The sequence below is a fragment of the Streptomyces akebiae genome (assembly GCF_019599145.1).
GTDB lineage: Bacteria > Actinomycetota > Actinomycetes > Streptomycetales > Streptomycetaceae > Streptomyces > Streptomyces akebiae.
In genome coordinates this window covers 1,483,708-1,500,872 of record NZ_CP080647.1, presented here as the reverse complement: position 1 = coordinate 1,500,872, position 17,165 = coordinate 1,483,708, and the positions used below count along the sequence as shown (strand labels likewise).

Genomic DNA, 17,165 nt, shown 5'->3' with positions numbered 1-17,165 from the left:
CGCCCCCGCTCCACCCGCCCCCGCACCGCCCGCTCCTGCTCCGCCCTCTCTGGAGACCTCTCATGCATGACGAACGCCGCCGGATCGAGGAACGCGTAGAGCGCGTCCACACCCAACGCATCAAGCCCGCCGTCTACGCGGCCTCCGCCCCCTTCGAGGTCGAGGCCTGGCAGGCGCCGGGCGAACCGGTCCCCTTCGAGGAGGCCGCGGCCGCCTCGTACACCCCGTTCGCGATGGACACCCCCTGGGGCCCGCCGTGGGGCACCACGTGGTTCCGGATGCGCGGACAGGTCCCCGCCGAATGGGCGGGCCGCCGTGTCGAGGCCGTCATCGACCTCGGCTTCGTCGGCGACTGGCCCGGCAACCAGGCCGAGGCCCTGGTCCACCTCGCCGACGGCACCCCGCTGAAGGCGGTGAACCCGCTCAACCAGTACGTCCCGATCGGCAACCCGGTGCGCGGCGGCGAGACCGTCGACTACCTGGTCGAGGCGGCCTCCAACCCCGACATCCTCGCCGACAACTTCTCGAAGATCACCCCGCTCGGCGACATCCTGACCGCCGGCGACAAGCCGCTCTACACCTTCCGGCGCGCCGACCTCGCCGTCCTCGACGAGGAGGTCTTCCACCTCGACCTGGACCTCCAGGTGCTGCGCGAGCTGATGGTCCACCTCGGCGAGCACGAGCCCCGCCGCCACGAGATCCTGCACGCCCTGGACCGGGCCATGGACGCCGTCGACCTCGACGACGTCTCCGGCAGCGCGACCGCCGTCCGCGAGATCCTCGCCCCGGTCCTCGCCAAGCCCGCCCACGCCAGCGCCCACACCATCTCCGGTGTCGGCCACGCCCACATCGACTCCGCCTGGCTCTGGCCCATCCGCGAGACCAAGCGCAAGACCTCCCGCACCTTCTCCAACGTCACCGCGCTGGCCGACGAGTACGAGGACTTCATCTTCGCCTGCTCCCAGGCCGTGCAGTACGAATGGGTGCGCGACAACTACCCGCAGGTGTGGGAGCGGATCAAGAAGGCCGTCGACAAGGGCCAGTGGGTGCCGGTGGGCGGCATGTGGGTCGAGTCCGACGGCAACCTGCCCGGCGGCGAGGCCATCGCCCGCCAGCTCGTCCACGGCAAGCGGTTCTTCATCGAGCACTTCGGCATCGAGACCAAGGGCGTCTGGCTGCCGGACTCCTTCGGCTACAACGCCTCGTACCCGCAGCTCGCCAAGCTCGCCGGCAACGACTGGTTCCTCACCCAGAAGATCTCCTGGAACCAGACGAACAGGTTCCCCCACCACACCTTCTGGTGGGAGGGCATCGACGGCACCCGCATCTTCACCCACTTCCCGCCGGTCGACACCTACAACGCCCGCTTCAGCGGCGAGGAGATGGACCGCGCGGTCCGCAACTACCAGGAGAAGGGCGCCGGTACGCGCTCCCTCGCCCCCTTCGGCTGGGGCGACGGCGGTGGCGGCCCCACCCGCGAGATCATGGAACGCGCGCGCCGCCTCGCGGACCTGGAGGGCTCACCGAAGGTCGTCGTCGAACACCCCGACGAGTTCTTCGCCAAGGCCCGCGCCGAGTACGAGGACGCGCCCGTCTGGAACGGCGAGCTGTACCTCGAACTCCACCGCGCCACCTACACCTCCCAGGCCCGCACCAAGCAGGGCAACCGCCGCAGCGAGCACAAGCTGCGCGAGGCGGAGCTGTGGGCGACGACGGCCGCGCTCCACGCGCCCGGCTACGCCTACCCCTACGAGAAGCTCGACCGCCTCTGGAAGACGGTCCTCCTCCACCAGTTCCACGACATCCTGCCGGGCTCCTCGATCGCCTGGGTCCACCGCGAGGCGGAGGCCGAGTACGCGAGGGTGGCCAAGGAACTGGAGGAGCTGACGGCCGAGGCGGTCGCGGCACTCGGCGCGGGCGACCCGCGCGTCTTCAACACCAGCCCGCGCGACCGGGCCGAGGTCGTCCGTACGGCTGCCGGCGCGCCGGTCTACGTACGGGTCCCCGCCAACGGCAGTGCCCCCCTGACGGCCGCCGCACCCCCGCACCCCGTCACCGTCTCCGGCCGCGTCCTCGACAACGGCCTGGTCCGGGTCGAGATCGCCGAGGACGGCACCCTGGCCTCGGTCCGTGACCTGGTCGCCGACCGCGAGGTGCTCGGCGACAAGGGCAACCTGCTCCGCCTGCACACCGACCTCCCGAACTACTGGGACGCCTGGGACGTCGACAAGCACTACAGGAACCGCTACACGGACCTGCTGGACGCCGAGTCGATCACCGTGGTCGACGAGGACCCCCTGCTCGGCGCGATCCGGGTGGAGCGGTCCTTCGGCAAGGGCTCCCGCATCACCCAGACGATCACCCTCCGCGCCGGCAGCCCCCGGATCGACTTCGAGACGGACATCGACTGGCACGAGGCCGAGAAGTTCCTCAAGGCCGGCTTCCCGATCGACGTCCGCGCCGCCCACTCCTCCGCCGAGATCCAGTTCGGCCACATCCAGCGCCCCACCCACACCAACACCAGCTGGGAGGCGGCCCGCTTCGAGGTCTCCGGCCACCGCTGGGTGCACGTCGGCGAACCCGGCTACGGTGTCGCGGTCATCAACGACTCGACCTACGGCCACGACGTCTCCCGCACGGTCCGCGAGGACGGCGCCACGACCACCACGGTCCGCCTCAGCCTGGTCCGCGCCCCGCGCATCCCGGACCCCGAGGCCGACCAGGGCAAGCACCGCTTCACCTACTCCCTCCTCCCCGGCGCGAGCATCGAGGACGCGGTCGCCGAGGGCTACGCCCTCAACCTGCCGCTGCGTGTCGCCGACGCGGCGGGCGCCCCCGAGCCGGTCGTCTCCGTCGACGGCGACGGCGTCACCGTCGAGGCGGTCAAGCTCGCCGACGACGCCTCCGGCGACGTGGTGGTCCGGATCTACGAGTCGAGCGGCGGGCGGGCCCGTGGCGTCCTGCGCACCGGCTTCCCGCTCGCCGGGGCCCAGATCACCGATCTGCTGGAACGCCCGCTGTCGGAGGCGGCCACGGAGGGGAACGGCGTCCCGGTGACACTGCGCCCGTTCGAGGTGCAGACGCTGCGGCTGGCGGTGGGGGAGCGGTGATCCCGTTTCCCAGGAAAAATTAAGGGAACATGAAACGCCTGGTCGCGGCGGGTGGACCGCCCGCCGCGACCACCGCACTTCTCCTCCCCGACACCTGGAATTCGCCGACTACCCCTGTGATGTGGGGCAACGCGACAGTGCGAGGAAAGTTGTGAGGTGTCATCGTGCGAGACCCGCGCATGTCGGCGATCGGCAAGGGGCTGAGGCGACGCGGCAGACTGATCGCCGAGGCGGTGAGTCCGCCGCGCAAGCCGCTGAACGCCGTCCCCGCGCCCCGGAGCGACGCCGCGCCCGCCGAGGCGCCGTACGTGGCCCCGCGCGCGGCCCGGCTGGTGGACGCCCCGGTGTTCGTCCTGTCCTCGGTGCGCTCCGGCTCGACGCTGCTGCGGGTCGTCCTCAACAGCCACAGCCGGATCCGGGCCCCGCACGAGATGCACCTGCGGACCGTCCACGTTCATCTCTCCCGGGACTTCACCGGGGACGCGATGAAGGCTCTCGAACTCGACAAGACCGAGCTGGAGCACGTCCTGTGGGACCGCATCCTCCACCATGAGCTCACCCGCAGCGGCAAGCAGATCATCGTCGACAAGACTCCGCCCAACACGCTGATCTGGCCGCGCCTGCACCGGTGTTGGCCGAACGCCCGCTACCTCCTGCTGCTGCGCCACCCCGGGGCGGTCGTCCAGTCCCTCACGAGCCGTCGCACCGACCCGGACCACGAGGCGATCCGCGCGGAGGTCCTCGCCTACAGCGAGAAGCTGGAGGAGGCCCGGCAGAACCTCCCCGTGCACGTCGTCCGGTACGAGGAGCTCACGGCGGAGCCCGAGAAGATCACCCGGGGCATCTGCGACCACCTCGGCGTGGAGTGGGAACCCGGCATGCTCGACTACGGCACCCAGGACCACGGCACCTTCCGCCCTCAGCTCGGTGACTGGTCCACCACGATCAAGTCCGGCCGCATCCAACCGGCCCGCCCGGCGGACCCGACGGCGGAACTCCCGCCCCGCCTCCAGGAGTTGGCCGAAGCCTGGGGCTACGACGAACGCTGACTTCTCCCGCCCCCGCCGCCCCTGACCGTCCCACCCCAGGGGCTGCGCCCCTTCGACCCCCATCCGCAGGTCCGGTGGGGCTTCTCGCGCAGTTCCCCGCGCCCCTTCAGGGGCTCGGGGAGGGGCGCGCAGCACTGGGATGGGACGGTCAGGGGCCGGGGGCGGAAGGCTCAGACGGCGAGCGGCCGATCCGCGGCAGTGGGCTTGCAGGCCACAGGCGGCGCGACAGCCAAGGGACGCGCGTCCACGGCGACCGGCACGTCGGCCACCGGTACCTCGGCGACCTGGTGCGGCAACGACACCGGCCGCACCGGCCGCGGCCCCGACACCACCGTGTAGTCCTGCCCCAGCCGCGTCGGCAGCACATCCCCCGGCTCCTCGCCGAGCGCCAACCGCACAGCGGCCCAGGGCGCGTTGATCCCGCACAGCGCGAGCTGGTGCAGCCCGCCCGCCGGACGCGTGTTGACGTCCATGAGGACCGGCTCGTCGCCGTACATCCGGAACTGGATGTTCGTCAGGTAGTGCAGCCCGAACCGCTCCGCGATCCGCCGCGCCGGCTCGATCCACGCCGGATGGAGCGTGAATCCGCGCCGACGGCCGTTCTTGGTACGGCCCACGGCCATCCGGACCCGGCCGTCGGGGCCGGTGAGACAGTCGACGGACACCTCCGGCTGCTCCAGCCGCGGCATCACCATCCAGTCGACGGGCTCCTCGGCCGCCCGCACCGCCTCCACCACCATGTCGAGCTGGACGTACGGACTCGGGAAGCCGCTGAGGTGATCGAGCGAGAAGGGGGTGCGCGTGACCACACGGAAGCCCACACCACCGGCCCCGGACGCCGGCTTGAAGCACGCCCTGTGCCCCCCGGCCTCCAACTCATCGACAGCGGCCACGAGTTCGTCCGCGTTCGTCACCCGGTACCAGGGCGGCACCGGGACCCCGTGCTCCCGGACCGCCTCGTACGCGGTCACCTTGTCCTCGAAGACCTCGATGGCCGTGGCGCTCGGCGCCAGCAGGACCGTGCCGACGGCGGCGAACTCCTCGCGGTGCGCGGCGAGGGCCGCCTGGTGCAGCCGCGGCACGAACACGTCGATGCCGCGCTTGGCGCACTGGTCCAGCGCGTACTCCACGTACGCGGCGGGGGAGAGGCCCTCGGGCTCCAGGTCGGCGGTGTCGGCGGCGGCCAGTACGGGGGAGTCGGCGTCGCCGTGCGTGGCATGGATGTCCACCGGACGAGCGTGCGGATTATGCCGCAGCTGATCCATGAAGAAGACATTCTCCGCGTACGTGCGGTTGAGCCAGACGCGTACGCGAGAGACCATGCAGGCCGCCTTTCAAAGGTTCGCGGGCAGGGCGAAGCAGGCCGTGCCCGGCCAGGGGGGATGGAGGTACGCCGAACCGCCGTACGCGAAGGAGGGGCGTGGCGGTGGTGTAGGACGGATCATACGGCCACTGGGGCCCATGTTTCTGTCACGCGCGTGTTAATCCTCGCGCGGCGGCGTCCCGGGGCAGGTCGGGCCGCTTCTGCGGACGAGCCGGCGGCGCCCCCGCACGGGAAGGCGGCGGGTCGGCAGGTCGGGGTTGTCCACGGGCGCTCACCTGTGTTCTCGTGTTGATGTTCGGTGTTCAGAAGGGAGCACGGGTGGAGTCGAGGGTCGGCCGTCACGGAAATCTGCTGGCCGTCAGTGATCTGCACATCGGCTATCCCGAGAACCGCGCCCTGGTCGAGCGGATGCGCCCCGAGAGCGACGACGACTGGCTGCTCGTGGCCGGTGACGTGTCCGAGACCGTCGCCGACATCCGCTGGGCGCTCACCACACTCGCCGACCGCTTCGCCAAGGTCGTCTGGGTGCCCGGCAACCACGAACTGTGGACCCACCCCAGCGAGACCGTCCCGTACAAGGGCGTCGAACGGTACGACCATCTCGTCGAAGTCTGCCGGGAACTGGGCGTCGTCACCCCCGAGGACCCGTACCCCCTCTGGGAGGGGCCCGGCGGCCCGGTGGTGATCGCGCCACTGTTCCTGTTGTACGACTACTCGTTCCTGCCCGAGGGGTGTGCCACCAAGGCGGAGGGCCTGGAGTACGCGCACGGCACCGGAGTGGTCTGCACCGACGAGCACATGCTGTACCCCGACCCGTACCCGAGCCGCGAGGCCTGGTGCCGCGCCCGCGTCGCCGAGACCGAACGCAGGCTCGCCGAACTGCCGCCCGACCTGCCGAAGGTGCTGGTCAACCACTACCCCCTGGACCGGCACCCGACGGACGTCCTGTGGTACCCCGAGTTCGCCATGTGGTGCGGCACGGAGCTGACCGCCGACTGGCACCGGCGGTTCAACGTCGAGGTCATGGTCTACGGCCATCTGCACATCCCGCGGACCACCTGGCTGGACGGGGTCCGCTTCGAAGAGGTGTCCGTGGGATACCCCCGCGAGTGGCGACCGCGTCCGGAACCCCCGGGCAGGCTGCGCCGCATTCTGCCGATGGAGGTCGGAGCCGGTGATCGAGGAACTGCTCCCGGGAGCGGTCGTGGTCGTGGAGGCGCACGCCCATGAAGCGGCCGCCGCCGTCGAGGGGGTCGAGCTGTACCCCGAGGAGGAGGCCGTCGTCGCCCGGGCGGTACCGAAGCGGCGCCGCGAGTTCACCCTCGTCCGTGCCTGCGCCCGGCGGGCCATGGAGAAGCTCGGGGTCGCCCCGCGGGCGATAGTGCCCGGCGAGCGCGGCGCCCCCGGCTGGCCGGACGGGCTCACCGGCAGCATGACCCACTGCGACGGATACGCCGCAGCCGCCCTGGCCCGCGCCGTCGACCTCGCCTCCCTCGGCATCGACGCCGAACCCCACGCCGCCCTGCCCGAGGGTGTCCTGACGGCGATCGCCCTGCCCGCGGAGGAAGCCCGACTGCGCCGACTGACCGCCGACCACCCCTCGGTCCACTGGGACCGGCTGCTCTTCAGCGCCAAGGAGTCCGTCTACAAGGCGTGGTTCCCGCTCACCCGGCGGTGGCTGGACTTCTCGGAGGCCGACATCGAGGTGACCGTCGAGCCCGGCGGCCGTTCCGGCGGGCTGCGCGCCGAACTCCTCGTGCCGGGACCGGTGGTGGGCGGCCGTCGTGTCGCCACCCTCGACGGCCGCTGGACCGTCCGGCGGGGGCTGGTGGCGACGGCGGTTTCGGTTCCCTTTCCCACGCAGGACGAGGACGGCAGATGAACACACTTTCCTACGCGGAGCTGCACAGACAGGTCGCGGCGGACATCGACGCGGAGATCGCCACCGCCCTGGAGAGCCTCGGGCCGTCGACCACGGCGGTCCGAAGATCCATATCCGGGCTGCTGGGCCACCAGCAGATGAAATACCCGCTGTCCGTGCTCCCGCTCCTCGTGCACGCGTCCGAGACCGGGGTCCTCGGACCGGCCGTTCCCCTGTCGGCCGTGCACGTCCTGTGGTGGACCTCCGCCTGCTACCTCGACGACCTGGCCGACGGACCCGGCGCGCACACCCCCGCCGGACTCGGCACGGACGAGGCGCTGCTGGCGTCCGTCCTCAGCGGACAGGCCCTGCCCATCAGGGTCGTGCAGGCCCAGCCGGTGTCCGAGGCGGTGCGCAACGCCCTCACCCGGGAGATCGTGGACTGCTGGATCGACGCCGTGGAGGGCCAGCTGCGTGACCTGCGCGGCGACCTGGCGAACGCCTCGCGCGACGCGGTCGTGGCCGCCTATCGCGGGAAGTCCGGCGCCCCCTTCGGAATGATCACGGCGATGGCCGCGATCCTCTCCGGCGCCGGGACCGAACGGACCGAACGCTGGCGGGAGTTCGGCGACGTCTTCGGGATCCTCTGGCAGCTCTTCAACGACCAGGAGGACCTGCTCTCCGGCCGTGACGAGGACCTGCGGAACGGCACGGTCACCTATCTCCTCGCCTGCGCCCTGGAGGAGACACCCCCCGGATCCAGGGAGCGGGTCGCGGAACTCGTGCACGCCGCGCGCGGCTCCGGACCGGCCCGCGCGCAGCTCCGCGCACTGCTGCTCGCCCCCGCCGTGCTCCGGCGGTTCGAGAAGGACCTCGCGGCCTTCCGCGACGACGCGCACCGCATCCTCGACGACCTGGGCGGCGACCAGACCTACTTCCCTGCCCTGCGGCAACTGGTGGACCAGGCCGCCGGGATGTACCTGACCGAGGAACCGTCCTAGGGCCCCGGACCGGAGCCGGCGGCGTCCCGTCGGAGGACACCCGGCGGGGCGCCGCCGCCCGTGGGCTCACACCTCCGGGCACCAGCTCCGCAGCAGTTCGAAGAACTCCTCCTCGTTGCCCGACAGGCCCGCCGCCGCCAGCGCCTGCTCCGCCTCGGCGAGCGCGGCGGGCGGCACCACGGGTGGTCGGCGGGACTCCGGCGGCCCGTCGAACGCTGCTCGTACGGTTCCCAGCAAACGCAGATAGGCCTGTACGGCGGCACGCTCGCGGTCGGTCAGTACGGCGGTCGGCATCGAACGGCTCTCCCCTGGTCGGATCGGTGAAACTCCGTGCCCGCCCCGGCATACGGGCGGCACGCTCCCAGCTTGCCGTCCACCACTGACAATCCCGCTCTCCCGCGCGCGGAAGTCGCCCTAGGAGCCCGCTCCCAGCACCGCCTCGCGCTCATCCTCCGTCAGGGGGGGTTCCGTCAACGGGGGTTTGACCGGACCGCGCAGCACCGCGAGGACGACCTCCGGCCGGACGAGGGCGCCGATCGGTGCGGTGAGGGTGACCACGCCGAGGTACGCCCTGAAGACCAGGGGCCGGCCGAGCGCGGTCCTCATCAGCCGTTCCACATAGCGTCCGAAGAGCTTCTGCACCGCGTTCGGCTGCTTGCCTATGGCCTCCGGGTAACGGATGTCCGTGCCCGTGGCCAGCTCCCAGGCCAGCGTCACCGGCTTCGCCACGGCCTGCTGCACCCGCCGCGCCAGCCCCGGCGCCGTGAGCCCGTGCGCGGCCACCCGTTCCCGCAGCGCGAGGGCGCTCTGGGCGGCGACGGACATGCCGTGGCCGTATATCGGGTTGTACGTGGCGACCGAGTCGCCGATCGCGACGAAGCCGTCGGGCCAGCCGGACACCTTCTCGAAGAAGCGGCGCCGGTTGATCGTGCTGCGGGTGACCACGACGTCCGTCAAGGGCTCGGCGCGGGAGATCAGCTCGCCGACGACCGGATGCCGGACGCCCCGCGCGAACGGCTCGAACTCCTCGGCCACCGCCGTCGGTTGACCCCCTCGGGTGCCCGACAGCGTCACCAGCCACCGCCCGCCCTCGATGGGCACGAGCGTCGCGCTCCGCCCCGGCACCGGCTGCGAACCGTCCGGCTGCACATTGACCACCGGGTACTCCTCGGTGCCCGCCGGCGCCCGGTAGACCCGGCTCGCGTACACGAGACCGGAGTCGACCTCGTCCATCGGCGCGGGCGCCACCCCGAGCGCGTCCAGCCAGGCCGTGCCCCGCGAACCGCGCCCGGCGGCGTCCACCACGAGATCGGCCGTGAGCACCCGTTCCTCACCGTCGGTGGAAGAGACCCGGATCCCCGTCACCCGGGAGGCGTCGCCCGCCAGGCCCAGGATCTCGGTGCGGTCCAGCACGGTGACGCGGGGGTCGGCGACGAGCCGGCCACGGACGACCGACTCCAGCAGATCGCGGCTGCACGCGATCATGAACTCCATCTCCGGCCAGCGGCGCAGCCACCCCTGCGGCGACAGGGACACCAGCCCGGTCGGCAACGGGATGCGCCGGGCTCCGGCCGCCAGCCAGGCGTCGGTGACACCCGGCAGCAACTCCTCCATCGCCAGGGCTCCGCCGGACCAGAGCAGATGGGTGTGCCGGGCCTGGGGCACGCCCTTGCGGGGCTCCGGCCCCTCGGGCAGCGCGTCGCGTTCGACGACGGTGACCTCGGCGTGGTCGCGCAGCGCGGCGGCGGCCAGCAGGCCGGCCATGCCGGCGCCGACGACGACGGCACGCCGGGGAGTCGTGACCGTGCTGTCGCGCGGGCCGCTAACGGGTTCGCTCATGGAAGTCGCTTCCTGACCTGGTCGCGGCGGCCCATTCGCGGGCGGCCGCTACGACGGGTGACTGACGCAGGGCGATGGACATCCGCACGAGGTCACGGGGGTTCTCGGCCGGCGGGGCGGGAACGTCGGCCTTGGCCGATCTGATGACCCGGCCCTCCGGATCGTCCGCCCTCGCCCGCACCGCCGCCGTCACCATCGCCGCGTCGGCCTCGGCCCGCGCCTGGACGGGCTCGGAGCCCGACGCGACAGCCGCGTCGTACGCCTTGGCCCGCACCGCGGAGTCGAAGTACGGGTACAGGCTGAGCATGCCGTCGTGGATGTCGGACTCGCGCTGTGTCATCTGCAGCCGGGCCGGCGCCCACCAGGAGATCCGCACCTCGTGGCTCGCCTGGGCCCAGACGGGGCGCAGCTCCCGCCACAGCGGGCCTAGCCGGCGGTACATGGACCAGATGGTCCAGGAGTCCCCGAGACGCTCTCCGGCCAGCGGCAGGCAGAAGCCCACCGCGCAGACCTGTGCGCCGACGGACGACAGCACGGGCGCGACGTACGTGCTCAGATAGTCCAGGTCGCCGCCCTGCCAGCGGGCCACCACGGCGATCAGCTTGACCGCCGCGAACGGGACGTTGAGCAGGAATCCGAACGCGATGATCAGCAGCCCGGCGCGCAGCCAACCGCGTACCTGGAGCGCCCAGCGCCAGCACATCACGTTCATCGCCACACCCGCGACCATGAAGCCGGTCAGGTACAGCACGATCATCTCGCGCAGGAACGGGGCGTCGGCGTAGTACGTGTCGAAGTCCCGCACCCGCTCCACCGGGGCCTCGCCGAGCACGAAGAGCGCCACGATGGCCGCGCACACCGCGCCGTACCCGGCGATCCAGCGGCGCGACAGACGGCGGGTCGTCTCCGGCGGGCCGCCCCGCCAGTTGGTGATCAGCACCAGACAGGAGCCGCTGAACGCGCTCAGCAGCAGGTAGACGACGGCGGCGGAGACGTTCGTGACACCGGTGACGCGGTTGAGCTCGATGATCGTCGGCGGTGCGGCGAAGCAGAAGACCAGGGCGGCCAGTGTCATCAGCGCGCACACGGATCTGATCAGGGGGTCGCCCCAGTTCCGCAGCAGCGCGGGCGTCTTGAGGGCGAGGGCGATCGTCATCGCGACGGCCGGAATGTAGTAGCTGGACCCGTCCATGTCTTCGGCGTTCTCGGCGTTCTCGGCGTCTCGGCGTTCCGGTGCCGCTCAGCCCTGCGGGCCGCGGTAGCCGAGCGAGGCCCCGATGCGGCCGGCAAGGTGATCGCGGCGCACCGGCCCGCGCAGCGCGGAACCGGCCAGCCAGGTACGGCACTTGCTGGCCAGCAGCAGTCCGAAGCTCTCGGCGTCCTGCTCGTCGGACAGGTCGAAGCGCGTCCGGGCGGCGACCCTCAGCACGGTCTCCCGCAGGTCGGCGTCCTGGCTCACTAAGCGCGCGGCGACGGCGGCGCCGTCCACGTGCTGTCCGCAGTGCCCGGCCTGCATGTGCCACAGCTCATGGCCGAGGATCACCAACTGGTGGTCCGGCGCGGTGCGCTCCTCGATGACGACCAGGTCCTGCTCCGCCATGTCCAGCCACAGGCCACTGGCCGTACCGGGTGGGAAGACGGCCGTGCGGTAGTGGACGGGGCGTCCGCGGCGTCTGCTCATCGCGTCGCACAGGGCGCCGTAGAGATCGGCGGGGTCCGCCGGTGCCGGCAGCGTGAGCTCGCCGACCAACTCGCCGCACAGGCGGCGCATTTCCTTTCCGATGCCCACAGATCTCCCCCGGTCAGGACTCGGGCCGCTTGACGCTCTCCAGCAGCATGTCCAACCACTCCGCGACCTTGTCGCGGTGCTGGTCGGTGGGCAGCTGCGCCGCCCGCCAGGCGATGGAACGCACACCGTGGTTCTGGAGCAGCCGCTGCAGCGGGTCGTCCGCGGACTCGGCCGCCGCGCGCTCGCGGTCGGCGAGCTGCTGGAGGAGCTCCTGCTCGGTCCGCATCAGGGCGCTCGCCAGCGCCTCGGGATCCTCGGCGGTGAGGAAACCGGCGTGCACTCTGAAGAAGCGCTGGATGGCGTCGCAGTGCTCCATCGTGGGACGCCGGTCCCCGTTGATCAGGGCACCCGCCTGCTGGCGCGACATGCCCGCGCCGTCGGCGATCTCCTGCTGGGTGTACTTGCGGCCGTTGGGCTTGAGCCGGGTGCGTCGCAGCAGGTCCAGGCGCTGCAGAAAACGGGCCTGGACGTCCGGCTCACCGGCGCGCCGGCCGCTCAGCAGGGCCTTCACGACCGCCTCCGGCACACCCGAGGCCACCGAGAGCCGTCGGGTGTCGAAGACCTCCGCGTGCCCCACGCGCAACTTGTCCGCCAGCGCGGTGACACGGGCCACGACGGCCGGCAGCAGAACCGTCGCCGCGGCGTCCGGAACCTCGAAGCCATCCGTCACCGACAGATCTCCTACGTCTCTCTCAGGCCAATTTCGCGGTACTGCGGAATCCGTGGATCCAAGCCTGGCGCGAGACCCTGGTCCCGGCAAGTACACCGTGAACTGCGGGGAGACTAGCGGTTCCGTCGAACTCACATCCAGGTCTCGCCACAACTGTGGCGAGATTCAGCCGTCAACCGTCGCCAAATGCCACGATAGTTGACACGCCTTAGTCCAGGGCAGGAGGATCAAGGAGCCGCGTGAAGGCCGCATAGGCAAGAGGGGTGACCTCCCGATGGCATATCAGGCAGGAGGGCAGCGGTCGGTACCGCGGCCCGTCCCCGACACATCCGAAGCCCAGGAAGCGCAGGCCTACCTCCAGGACTACGCCGTACTGCTGGATTCCGTCCTGTTCCCGTCCGTCGTCCTCGACCACCGCTGGGACGTCGTCCTCAGCAACGCCGCGTTCCGGGCGCTCTTCACCGGCGTGGGGCCCGACCCGACGGCCATGCCCGACGACAACTTCCTCCGCTTCGTGCTCTTCCACCCGGACGCCGCCACCGTCCTCGGTGACCACGAGTCCAGCTGGTGCCTGCCGATGCTCGCCCACTTCGCCGCCGCCGTGGAACGCCACCCCCAGGACCGGGGCCTGCAGTCCATCCGCCGGGAGATCGCCCAGGACCCCATCATGGACGCCGCCTACCGCCACGGCCTGCCGCACTGGCTGCGCACCGTCGGCCCCGCCGCCGCCCGGCACGACGGCGCCGTACGCCCCGTGGTCCACCCCGACCCGCGCTGGGGCGCCACCCACTGCCGCGTCGTCGGCGAGACCCCCGACACGCTCCGCGACCTCGGCTACCACCGGATGACCCTCGTCCTGCGCGAGGTGGGCCGCCCGTCCGACCCCCGCAGGACCCGTCGCCCCCGCCGCGCCGCAGCGACCCACCTGAGCGTGGTGCCCTCCCCCGAGGGGTGAGCCGCACCCCCTCCGGCGCCGCCGGCGTTCAGGTCGCCGACGGCGCCGGAGGTCAACCCTTGTCCAGCGCGACCCCTCGTTTGGCCGCCTGGATCTGTTCGTAGACATGGGTGCGCAGTTCCGCGAAGCGCGGAGCCACCCGGGTGTGCAACTGGTCGCGCTCCGCGGGGAGATCGACCTTGAGCTGCTCCCGTACGACCGTTGGGGAGGCGGAGAGGATCAGGACGCGTTCGCCCAGGTAGACGGCCTCGTCGATGTCGTGGGTGACGAAGAGGATCGTGATCCCGCGCTCCCGCCACAGACCCCGTACGAGGTCCTCCAGATCGGCACGGGTCTGGGCGTCGACCGCCGCGAACGGCTCGTCCATCAGCAGGACCTCCGGCTCGTACGCCAGCGCGCGGGCGATGGCGACCCGCTGCTGCATCCCGCCCGACAGCTGCCACGGGTACGCGCCCGCGGCGTCGGACAGACCGACCGAGGCGAGCGCGTCGTCGACCAGTCCACGCCGCCGCTGCCTGCTGAACTTCTTCTGCTTGAGCGGGAGTTCGACATTGTCGCGGACCCGCATCCAGGGGAAGAGGCTGCGCCCGTACTCCTGGAAGACGACCGCCATGCCGGGCGGCGGCCCCGTCACCGGCCGTCCCCCCAGGCGGACTTCGCCCGCCGTCGGCTTCAACAGCCCGGCCACGCACTTCAGCAGGGTCGTCTTGCCGCAGCCCGACGGGCCCACCAGACAGACCAGTTCGCCCGGGTCGACGGTGAAGGTGAGGTCCCGCACCGCCTCCACCCGCCGCCCGGAACCCTCGTAGACCTTCTTCAGGCCCGCCACGTCGAGCAAGGCATCCATCGCCCGCTGCCCCTTCTCGAGTTTCACTACGACCGCCGGGTGGACGCGCGCAGACCGTGGTACCAGCCGAGCACGCGCCGCTCGACCAGCCGGAAGACGACGGACAGCAGGAACCCCAGCAGACCGAGCACGAGAATGCCGGTCCACATGTCGGGGATGGCGAAACCGCGCTGGAACTGGACGATGGTGTAGCCCAGTCCGTTGCTGGCCGCGGTCATCTCGCTGATGACCATGAGGATGATGCCGATGGACAGCGCCTGGCGCAGCCCGGCGAAGATCTGCGGGCTCGCCGAGCGCAGCACCACGTTCCGCAGCCGCGCCGCACCCGTGATGCCGTACGACCGGGCCGTCTCCGCCATCACGGAGTCCACCGCGCGGACGCCCTCGACCGTGTTGAGCAGGATCGGCCAGACGCAGCCGCTCGCGATCACGGCGATCTTCATCGTGTCGCCGATGCCCGCGAACAGCATGATGACCGGGACGAGAACCGGCGGCGGTACCGCCCGCAGGAACTCCAGAACCGGCTCGCAGACCGCCCGCACCCGCCGGTAGGAGCCGATGACCGTGCCGAGCGCCACACCGACGACCGCCGCCAGGGCGTAGCCGGCCGTCAGGCGCAGCAGGCTGGGCAGGACGTCGGCGCGCAGCCGCTCCGTCGTCCAGACGTCCGGGAAGGTGGCGAGGATCGTGCGCAGCGGCGGCCAGAAGATGTCGGTGCTGTCGTCCGACACCAGCCACCACGCGGTGACCAGCACGAGGGGAAGGGCCACGACGAAGAGCAGCCGGAGCAGGACACGGCTCACACCGCCACCTCCCCGCGCACCGACTGGTGCCAGGCCAGCGCCCGCCGCTCCACCGTCCGCGCCCCCACGTTGATGAGCAGCCCCAGCAGCCCGGTGACCACCACCAGGGCGTACATCTCCGGCACCGCCTGTGAGGTCTGCGCGACCGCGATCCGTTGCCCCAACCCCGGTGCTCCGATGACCAGTTCGGCGGTCACGGCCAGGATGAGGGCCACGGCGGCGGCCAGCCGGACGCCTGTCATGACGTACGGCAGGGCGGTGGGCCACAGCACGTGGCGGATCCGCGCCCAGGTGCCGAGGCCGTAGGAGCGGGCGGTCTCCTCGGCGACCGGGTCGACGTCCTGGACGCCGTACAGGGTCTGGATCAGGATCTGCCAGAAGGACGCGTAGACCACCAGCAACAGCACCGACCGCAGTTCGCTGCCGTACAGCAGGACGGCGAGGGGGATCAGGGCGACCGAGGGGATCGGGCGCAGGAACTCGATCGTGGAGGACGTCACCTCGCGCAGATACGGCACGACGGCGATGACGACCCCCACCAGGATCCCGGCCGTGACGGCGATCAGGAGGCCGACCGCCCAGCCGGTGAGGGTGTCGCCGAGCGCCGTCCAGAACGCTTCGTCGGCGAACTCGGTGCCGAGGGCGTCGACGACCCGGCTGACCGGCGGGAAGTAGTCGTCCTTGACGACGCCGACCCGGGGGACCGCCTCCCACAGCGCGAGGAACCCCACGAGGCCGGCCGCGCCCAGTGCGGTGTTGCCCGTCCTCACGGCAGCAGCTTGTCCAGGTCCGGGGCCTTGTCGAACAGACCGTCCTGCACGCCCAGTTCGGCCAGCCGCTCGATGGAGGCGCGGTCGGGTTCCGCGGGGAAGTGGGGCAGGGTCAGCTTGTCCAGCAGGTCGCTCGGGATCTTCGTGTACGTGGTGAGGATCTCGCGGACCTCCTCCGGGTGGCTGTCGGCGTACTCGAGGGACTCGACGGTCGCCTCCTGGAACTTCTTCACCAGCTCCGGGTTCTTCTGGGCGTACTGCTGGGAGGTGAAGTACATGGCCACGGTGAGATTCGGGTCCACGTCGTAGAAGTTCGACGCGATGGACCGGCCGCCGGCCGCCTTGACGGTGGCCAGCGCGGGCTCCGGGGTGCAGGCCCCGTCGACCTGGCCCTTGTCGAGCGCGGCGGGCATCTGGTCGAAGGCCATCTCCACGAACTCGACCTTCGACGGGTCGCCGCCGGCCTTGCGGATCGACTCCCTGATCGAGGTGTCACAGATGTTGTTGAGCGTGTTGACCGCGACCTTCTTGCCCTCCAGCTGGTCGGGGGACTTGATGGGGCTGTCCTTCTTCACCGTGATGCCGCAGAAGTCGGCACCCTTCTCGGCCGTGGACGCCACACCGTTCGCCACGACCTTGACGGGCACGTTCTTGGACTGGGCGACCAGCAGCGACGTCGTGTTGCTGAACCCGAACTGGAACTGGCCGGAGACGACACCGGGCACGATCGCGGCCCCGCCCTGAGCGGGCGTCAGCTCCAGCTTGAGGCCACGCTCGGCGTAGAAGCCCTTCTTCTGGCCCAGGTAGACCGGAGCGACGTCCAGGATGGGAATGACGCCGACCTTGAGGGTGGTGGTACCGCCGGACGCGCCGGCCCCGCTCGACCCCGAGGAGTCGGACGAACCGCAGCCCGTGGCGGCCAGAAACAGAGCGCCGGCCGCGAGGCCGATGGGCAGACGACGCATGGCTCCCCCTAGTGGGACAGTTGCTCGACGACGTGTGCGTAGACCGCACAGCAGTGCACAGCGCGAACGTAGAGCGTCGCGGGGGGCGGGTCAATGCCCTTGCTGTGCAAGGTCGTTGACAGTTTCCGAAGTGTGCTCCTAGCGTGCGCAGAACGCACCACCGTGCGTACGGATCGCACCAC

General features: G+C 71.2%; 16 protein-coding genes. 6 read left to right on the top strand and 10 right to left on the bottom strand.

The features are described from left to right. The first annotated feature begins 62 nt into the window (after positions 1-62). Both K1J60_RS06640 and K1J60_RS06635 read left to right on the top strand, forming a co-directional pair. Positions 63-3,110 (top strand): alpha-mannosidase, encoded by a 3,048-nt coding sequence (locus tag K1J60_RS06640; RefSeq protein ID WP_220645354.1) that lies wholly within the window; start codon positions 63-65, stop codon positions 3,108-3,110. A gap of 164 nt (positions 3,111-3,274) precedes the next feature. Then, on the top strand, positions 3,275-4,159 hold the full coding sequence (locus K1J60_RS06635; protein ID WP_259407589.1) for a sulfotransferase family protein: 885 nt from the start codon (positions 3,275-3,277) through the stop codon (positions 4,157-4,159). Between the two features lie 170 nt (positions 4,160-4,329). On the opposite strand, the gene K1J60_RS06630 is transcribed toward K1J60_RS06635, so the two are convergent. Next, on the bottom strand, positions 4,330-5,481 hold the full coding sequence (locus K1J60_RS06630; RefSeq protein ID WP_220645353.1) for an ATP-grasp domain-containing protein: 1,152 nt from the start codon (positions 5,479-5,481) through the stop codon (positions 4,330-4,332). 320 nt (positions 5,482-5,801) lie between these two features. Here K1J60_RS06630 and K1J60_RS06625 point away from each other — a divergent pair, with 320 nt between their 5' ends. The 3 genes from K1J60_RS06625 to K1J60_RS06615 are packed head-to-tail and all read left to right on the top strand — an operon-like array spanning position 5,802 to position 8,345. Next, complete coding sequence (locus K1J60_RS06625; protein WP_220645352.1) at positions 5,802-6,713, top strand: metallophosphoesterase family protein; 912 nt, start codon at positions 5,802-5,804, stop codon at positions 6,711-6,713. Continuing rightward, positions 6,658-7,365 (top strand): 4'-phosphopantetheinyl transferase family protein, encoded by a 708-nt coding sequence (locus tag K1J60_RS06620; RefSeq protein ID WP_220645351.1) that lies wholly within the window; start codon positions 6,658-6,660, stop codon positions 7,363-7,365. Before K1J60_RS06625 ends, K1J60_RS06620 begins: the two co-directional genes overlap by 56 nt. Beyond that, positions 7,362-8,345, top strand: a complete 984-nt coding sequence (locus K1J60_RS06615; RefSeq protein ID WP_220645350.1) for a polyprenyl synthetase family protein — start codon at positions 7,362-7,364, stop codon at positions 8,343-8,345. The genes K1J60_RS06620 and K1J60_RS06615 overlap by 4 nt, the downstream gene beginning before the upstream one ends. Before the next feature lie 66 nt (positions 8,346-8,411). On the opposite strand, the gene K1J60_RS06610 is transcribed toward K1J60_RS06615, so the two are convergent. The 5 genes from K1J60_RS06610 to K1J60_RS06590 all read right to left on the bottom strand — a co-directional run bounded on the left by K1J60_RS06610 (position 8,412) and on the right by K1J60_RS06590 (position 12,643). After that, on the bottom strand, positions 8,412-8,639 hold the full coding sequence (locus K1J60_RS06610; protein ID WP_220645349.1) for a hypothetical protein: 228 nt from the start codon (positions 8,637-8,639) through the stop codon (positions 8,412-8,414). 120 nt (positions 8,640-8,759) lie between these two features. Further along, complete coding sequence (locus tag K1J60_RS06605) at positions 8,760-10,184, bottom strand: FAD-dependent monooxygenase (protein WP_220645348.1); 1,425 nt, start codon at positions 10,182-10,184, stop codon at positions 8,760-8,762. Next, positions 10,168-11,376, bottom strand: a complete 1,209-nt coding sequence (locus K1J60_RS06600; RefSeq protein WP_220645347.1) for an MAB_1171c family putative transporter — start codon at positions 11,374-11,376, stop codon at positions 10,168-10,170. Before K1J60_RS06600 ends, K1J60_RS06605 begins: the two co-directional genes overlap by 17 nt. A gap of 48 nt (positions 11,377-11,424) precedes the next feature. Further along, entirely contained in the window at positions 11,425-11,955 is a 531-nt protein-coding gene (locus K1J60_RS06595) for a hypothetical protein (protein ID WP_033529644.1), read from the bottom strand. A 31-nt stretch (positions 11,956-11,986) separates the two neighbouring features. After that, a complete protein-coding gene (locus K1J60_RS06590; RefSeq protein WP_220645346.1) occupies positions 11,987-12,643 on the bottom strand; it encodes a helix-turn-helix domain-containing protein in 657 nt (218 codons plus the stop codon). A 274-nt stretch (positions 12,644-12,917) separates the two neighbouring features. Here K1J60_RS06590 and K1J60_RS06585 point away from each other — a divergent pair, with 274 nt between their 5' ends. Then, positions 12,918-13,598 (top strand): MmyB family transcriptional regulator, encoded by a 681-nt coding sequence (locus tag K1J60_RS06585; protein ID WP_220645345.1) that lies wholly within the window; start codon positions 12,918-12,920, stop codon positions 13,596-13,598. A gap of 52 nt (positions 13,599-13,650) precedes the next feature. Here K1J60_RS06585 and K1J60_RS06580 read toward each other — a convergent pair whose 3' ends face one another. Genes K1J60_RS06580 through K1J60_RS06565 form a run of 4 tightly spaced genes read right to left on the bottom strand, consistent with a single transcriptional unit; the run spans position 13,651 to position 16,983 of the window. Then, the gene (locus K1J60_RS06580) at positions 13,651-14,445 is read right to left on the bottom strand and encodes an ABC transporter ATP-binding protein (RefSeq protein WP_220645344.1); all 795 of its coding nucleotides are present in this window, start codon (positions 14,443-14,445) and stop codon (positions 13,651-13,653) included. 26 nt (positions 14,446-14,471) lie between these two features. Then, a complete protein-coding gene (locus K1J60_RS06575) occupies positions 14,472-15,248 on the bottom strand; it encodes an ABC transporter permease (protein WP_220645343.1) in 777 nt (258 codons plus the stop codon). Beyond that, complete coding sequence (locus tag K1J60_RS06570) at positions 15,245-16,018, bottom strand: ABC transporter permease (protein ID WP_220645342.1); 774 nt, start codon at positions 16,016-16,018, stop codon at positions 15,245-15,247. Before K1J60_RS06570 ends, K1J60_RS06575 begins: the two co-directional genes overlap by 4 nt. Beyond that, positions 16,015-16,983 carry an ABC transporter substrate-binding protein gene (locus K1J60_RS06565; protein WP_220645341.1) on the bottom strand — a complete coding sequence of 323 codons (969 nt, stop codon included), beginning with the start codon at positions 16,981-16,983 and terminating at the stop codon, positions 16,015-16,017. Before K1J60_RS06565 ends, K1J60_RS06570 begins: the two co-directional genes overlap by 4 nt. Positions 16,984-17,165: the final 182 nt, after the last annotated feature.

Bases quoted from the DNA above. Each gene is read 5' to 3' on its own strand.
- K1J60_RS06640 (WP_220645354.1), top strand. From the start codon at position 63: ATGCATGACGAACGCCGCCGGATCGAGGAACGCGTAGAGCGCGTCCAC.
- K1J60_RS06630 (WP_220645353.1), bottom strand. From the start codon at position 5,481: ATGGTCTCTCGCGTACGCGTCTGGCTCAACCGCACGTACGCGGAGAAT.
- K1J60_RS06615 (WP_220645350.1), top strand. From the start codon at position 7,362: ATGAACACACTTTCCTACGCGGAGCTGCACAGACAGGTCGCGGCGGAC.
- K1J60_RS06610 (WP_220645349.1), bottom strand. From the start codon at position 8,639: ATGCCGACCGCCGTACTGACCGACCGCGAGCGTGCCGCCGTACAGGCC.
- K1J60_RS06605 (WP_220645348.1), bottom strand. From the start codon at position 10,184: ATGAGCGAACCCGTTAGCGGCCCGCGCGACAGCACGGTCACGACTCCC.
- K1J60_RS06600 (WP_220645347.1), bottom strand. From the start codon at position 11,376: ATGGACGGGTCCAGCTACTACATTCCGGCCGTCGCGATGACGATCGCC.
- K1J60_RS06595 (WP_033529644.1), bottom strand. From the start codon at position 11,955: ATGCGCCGCCTGTGCGGCGAGTTGGTCGGCGAGCTCACGCTGCCGGCA.
- K1J60_RS06585 (WP_220645345.1), top strand. From the start codon at position 12,918: ATGGCATATCAGGCAGGAGGGCAGCGGTCGGTACCGCGGCCCGTCCCC.
- K1J60_RS06580 (WP_220645344.1), bottom strand. From the start codon at position 14,445: ATGGATGCCTTGCTCGACGTGGCGGGCCTGAAGAAGGTCTACGAGGGT.
- K1J60_RS06565 (WP_220645341.1), bottom strand. From the start codon at position 16,983: ATGCGTCGTCTGCCCATCGGCCTCGCGGCCGGCGCTCTGTTTCTGGCC.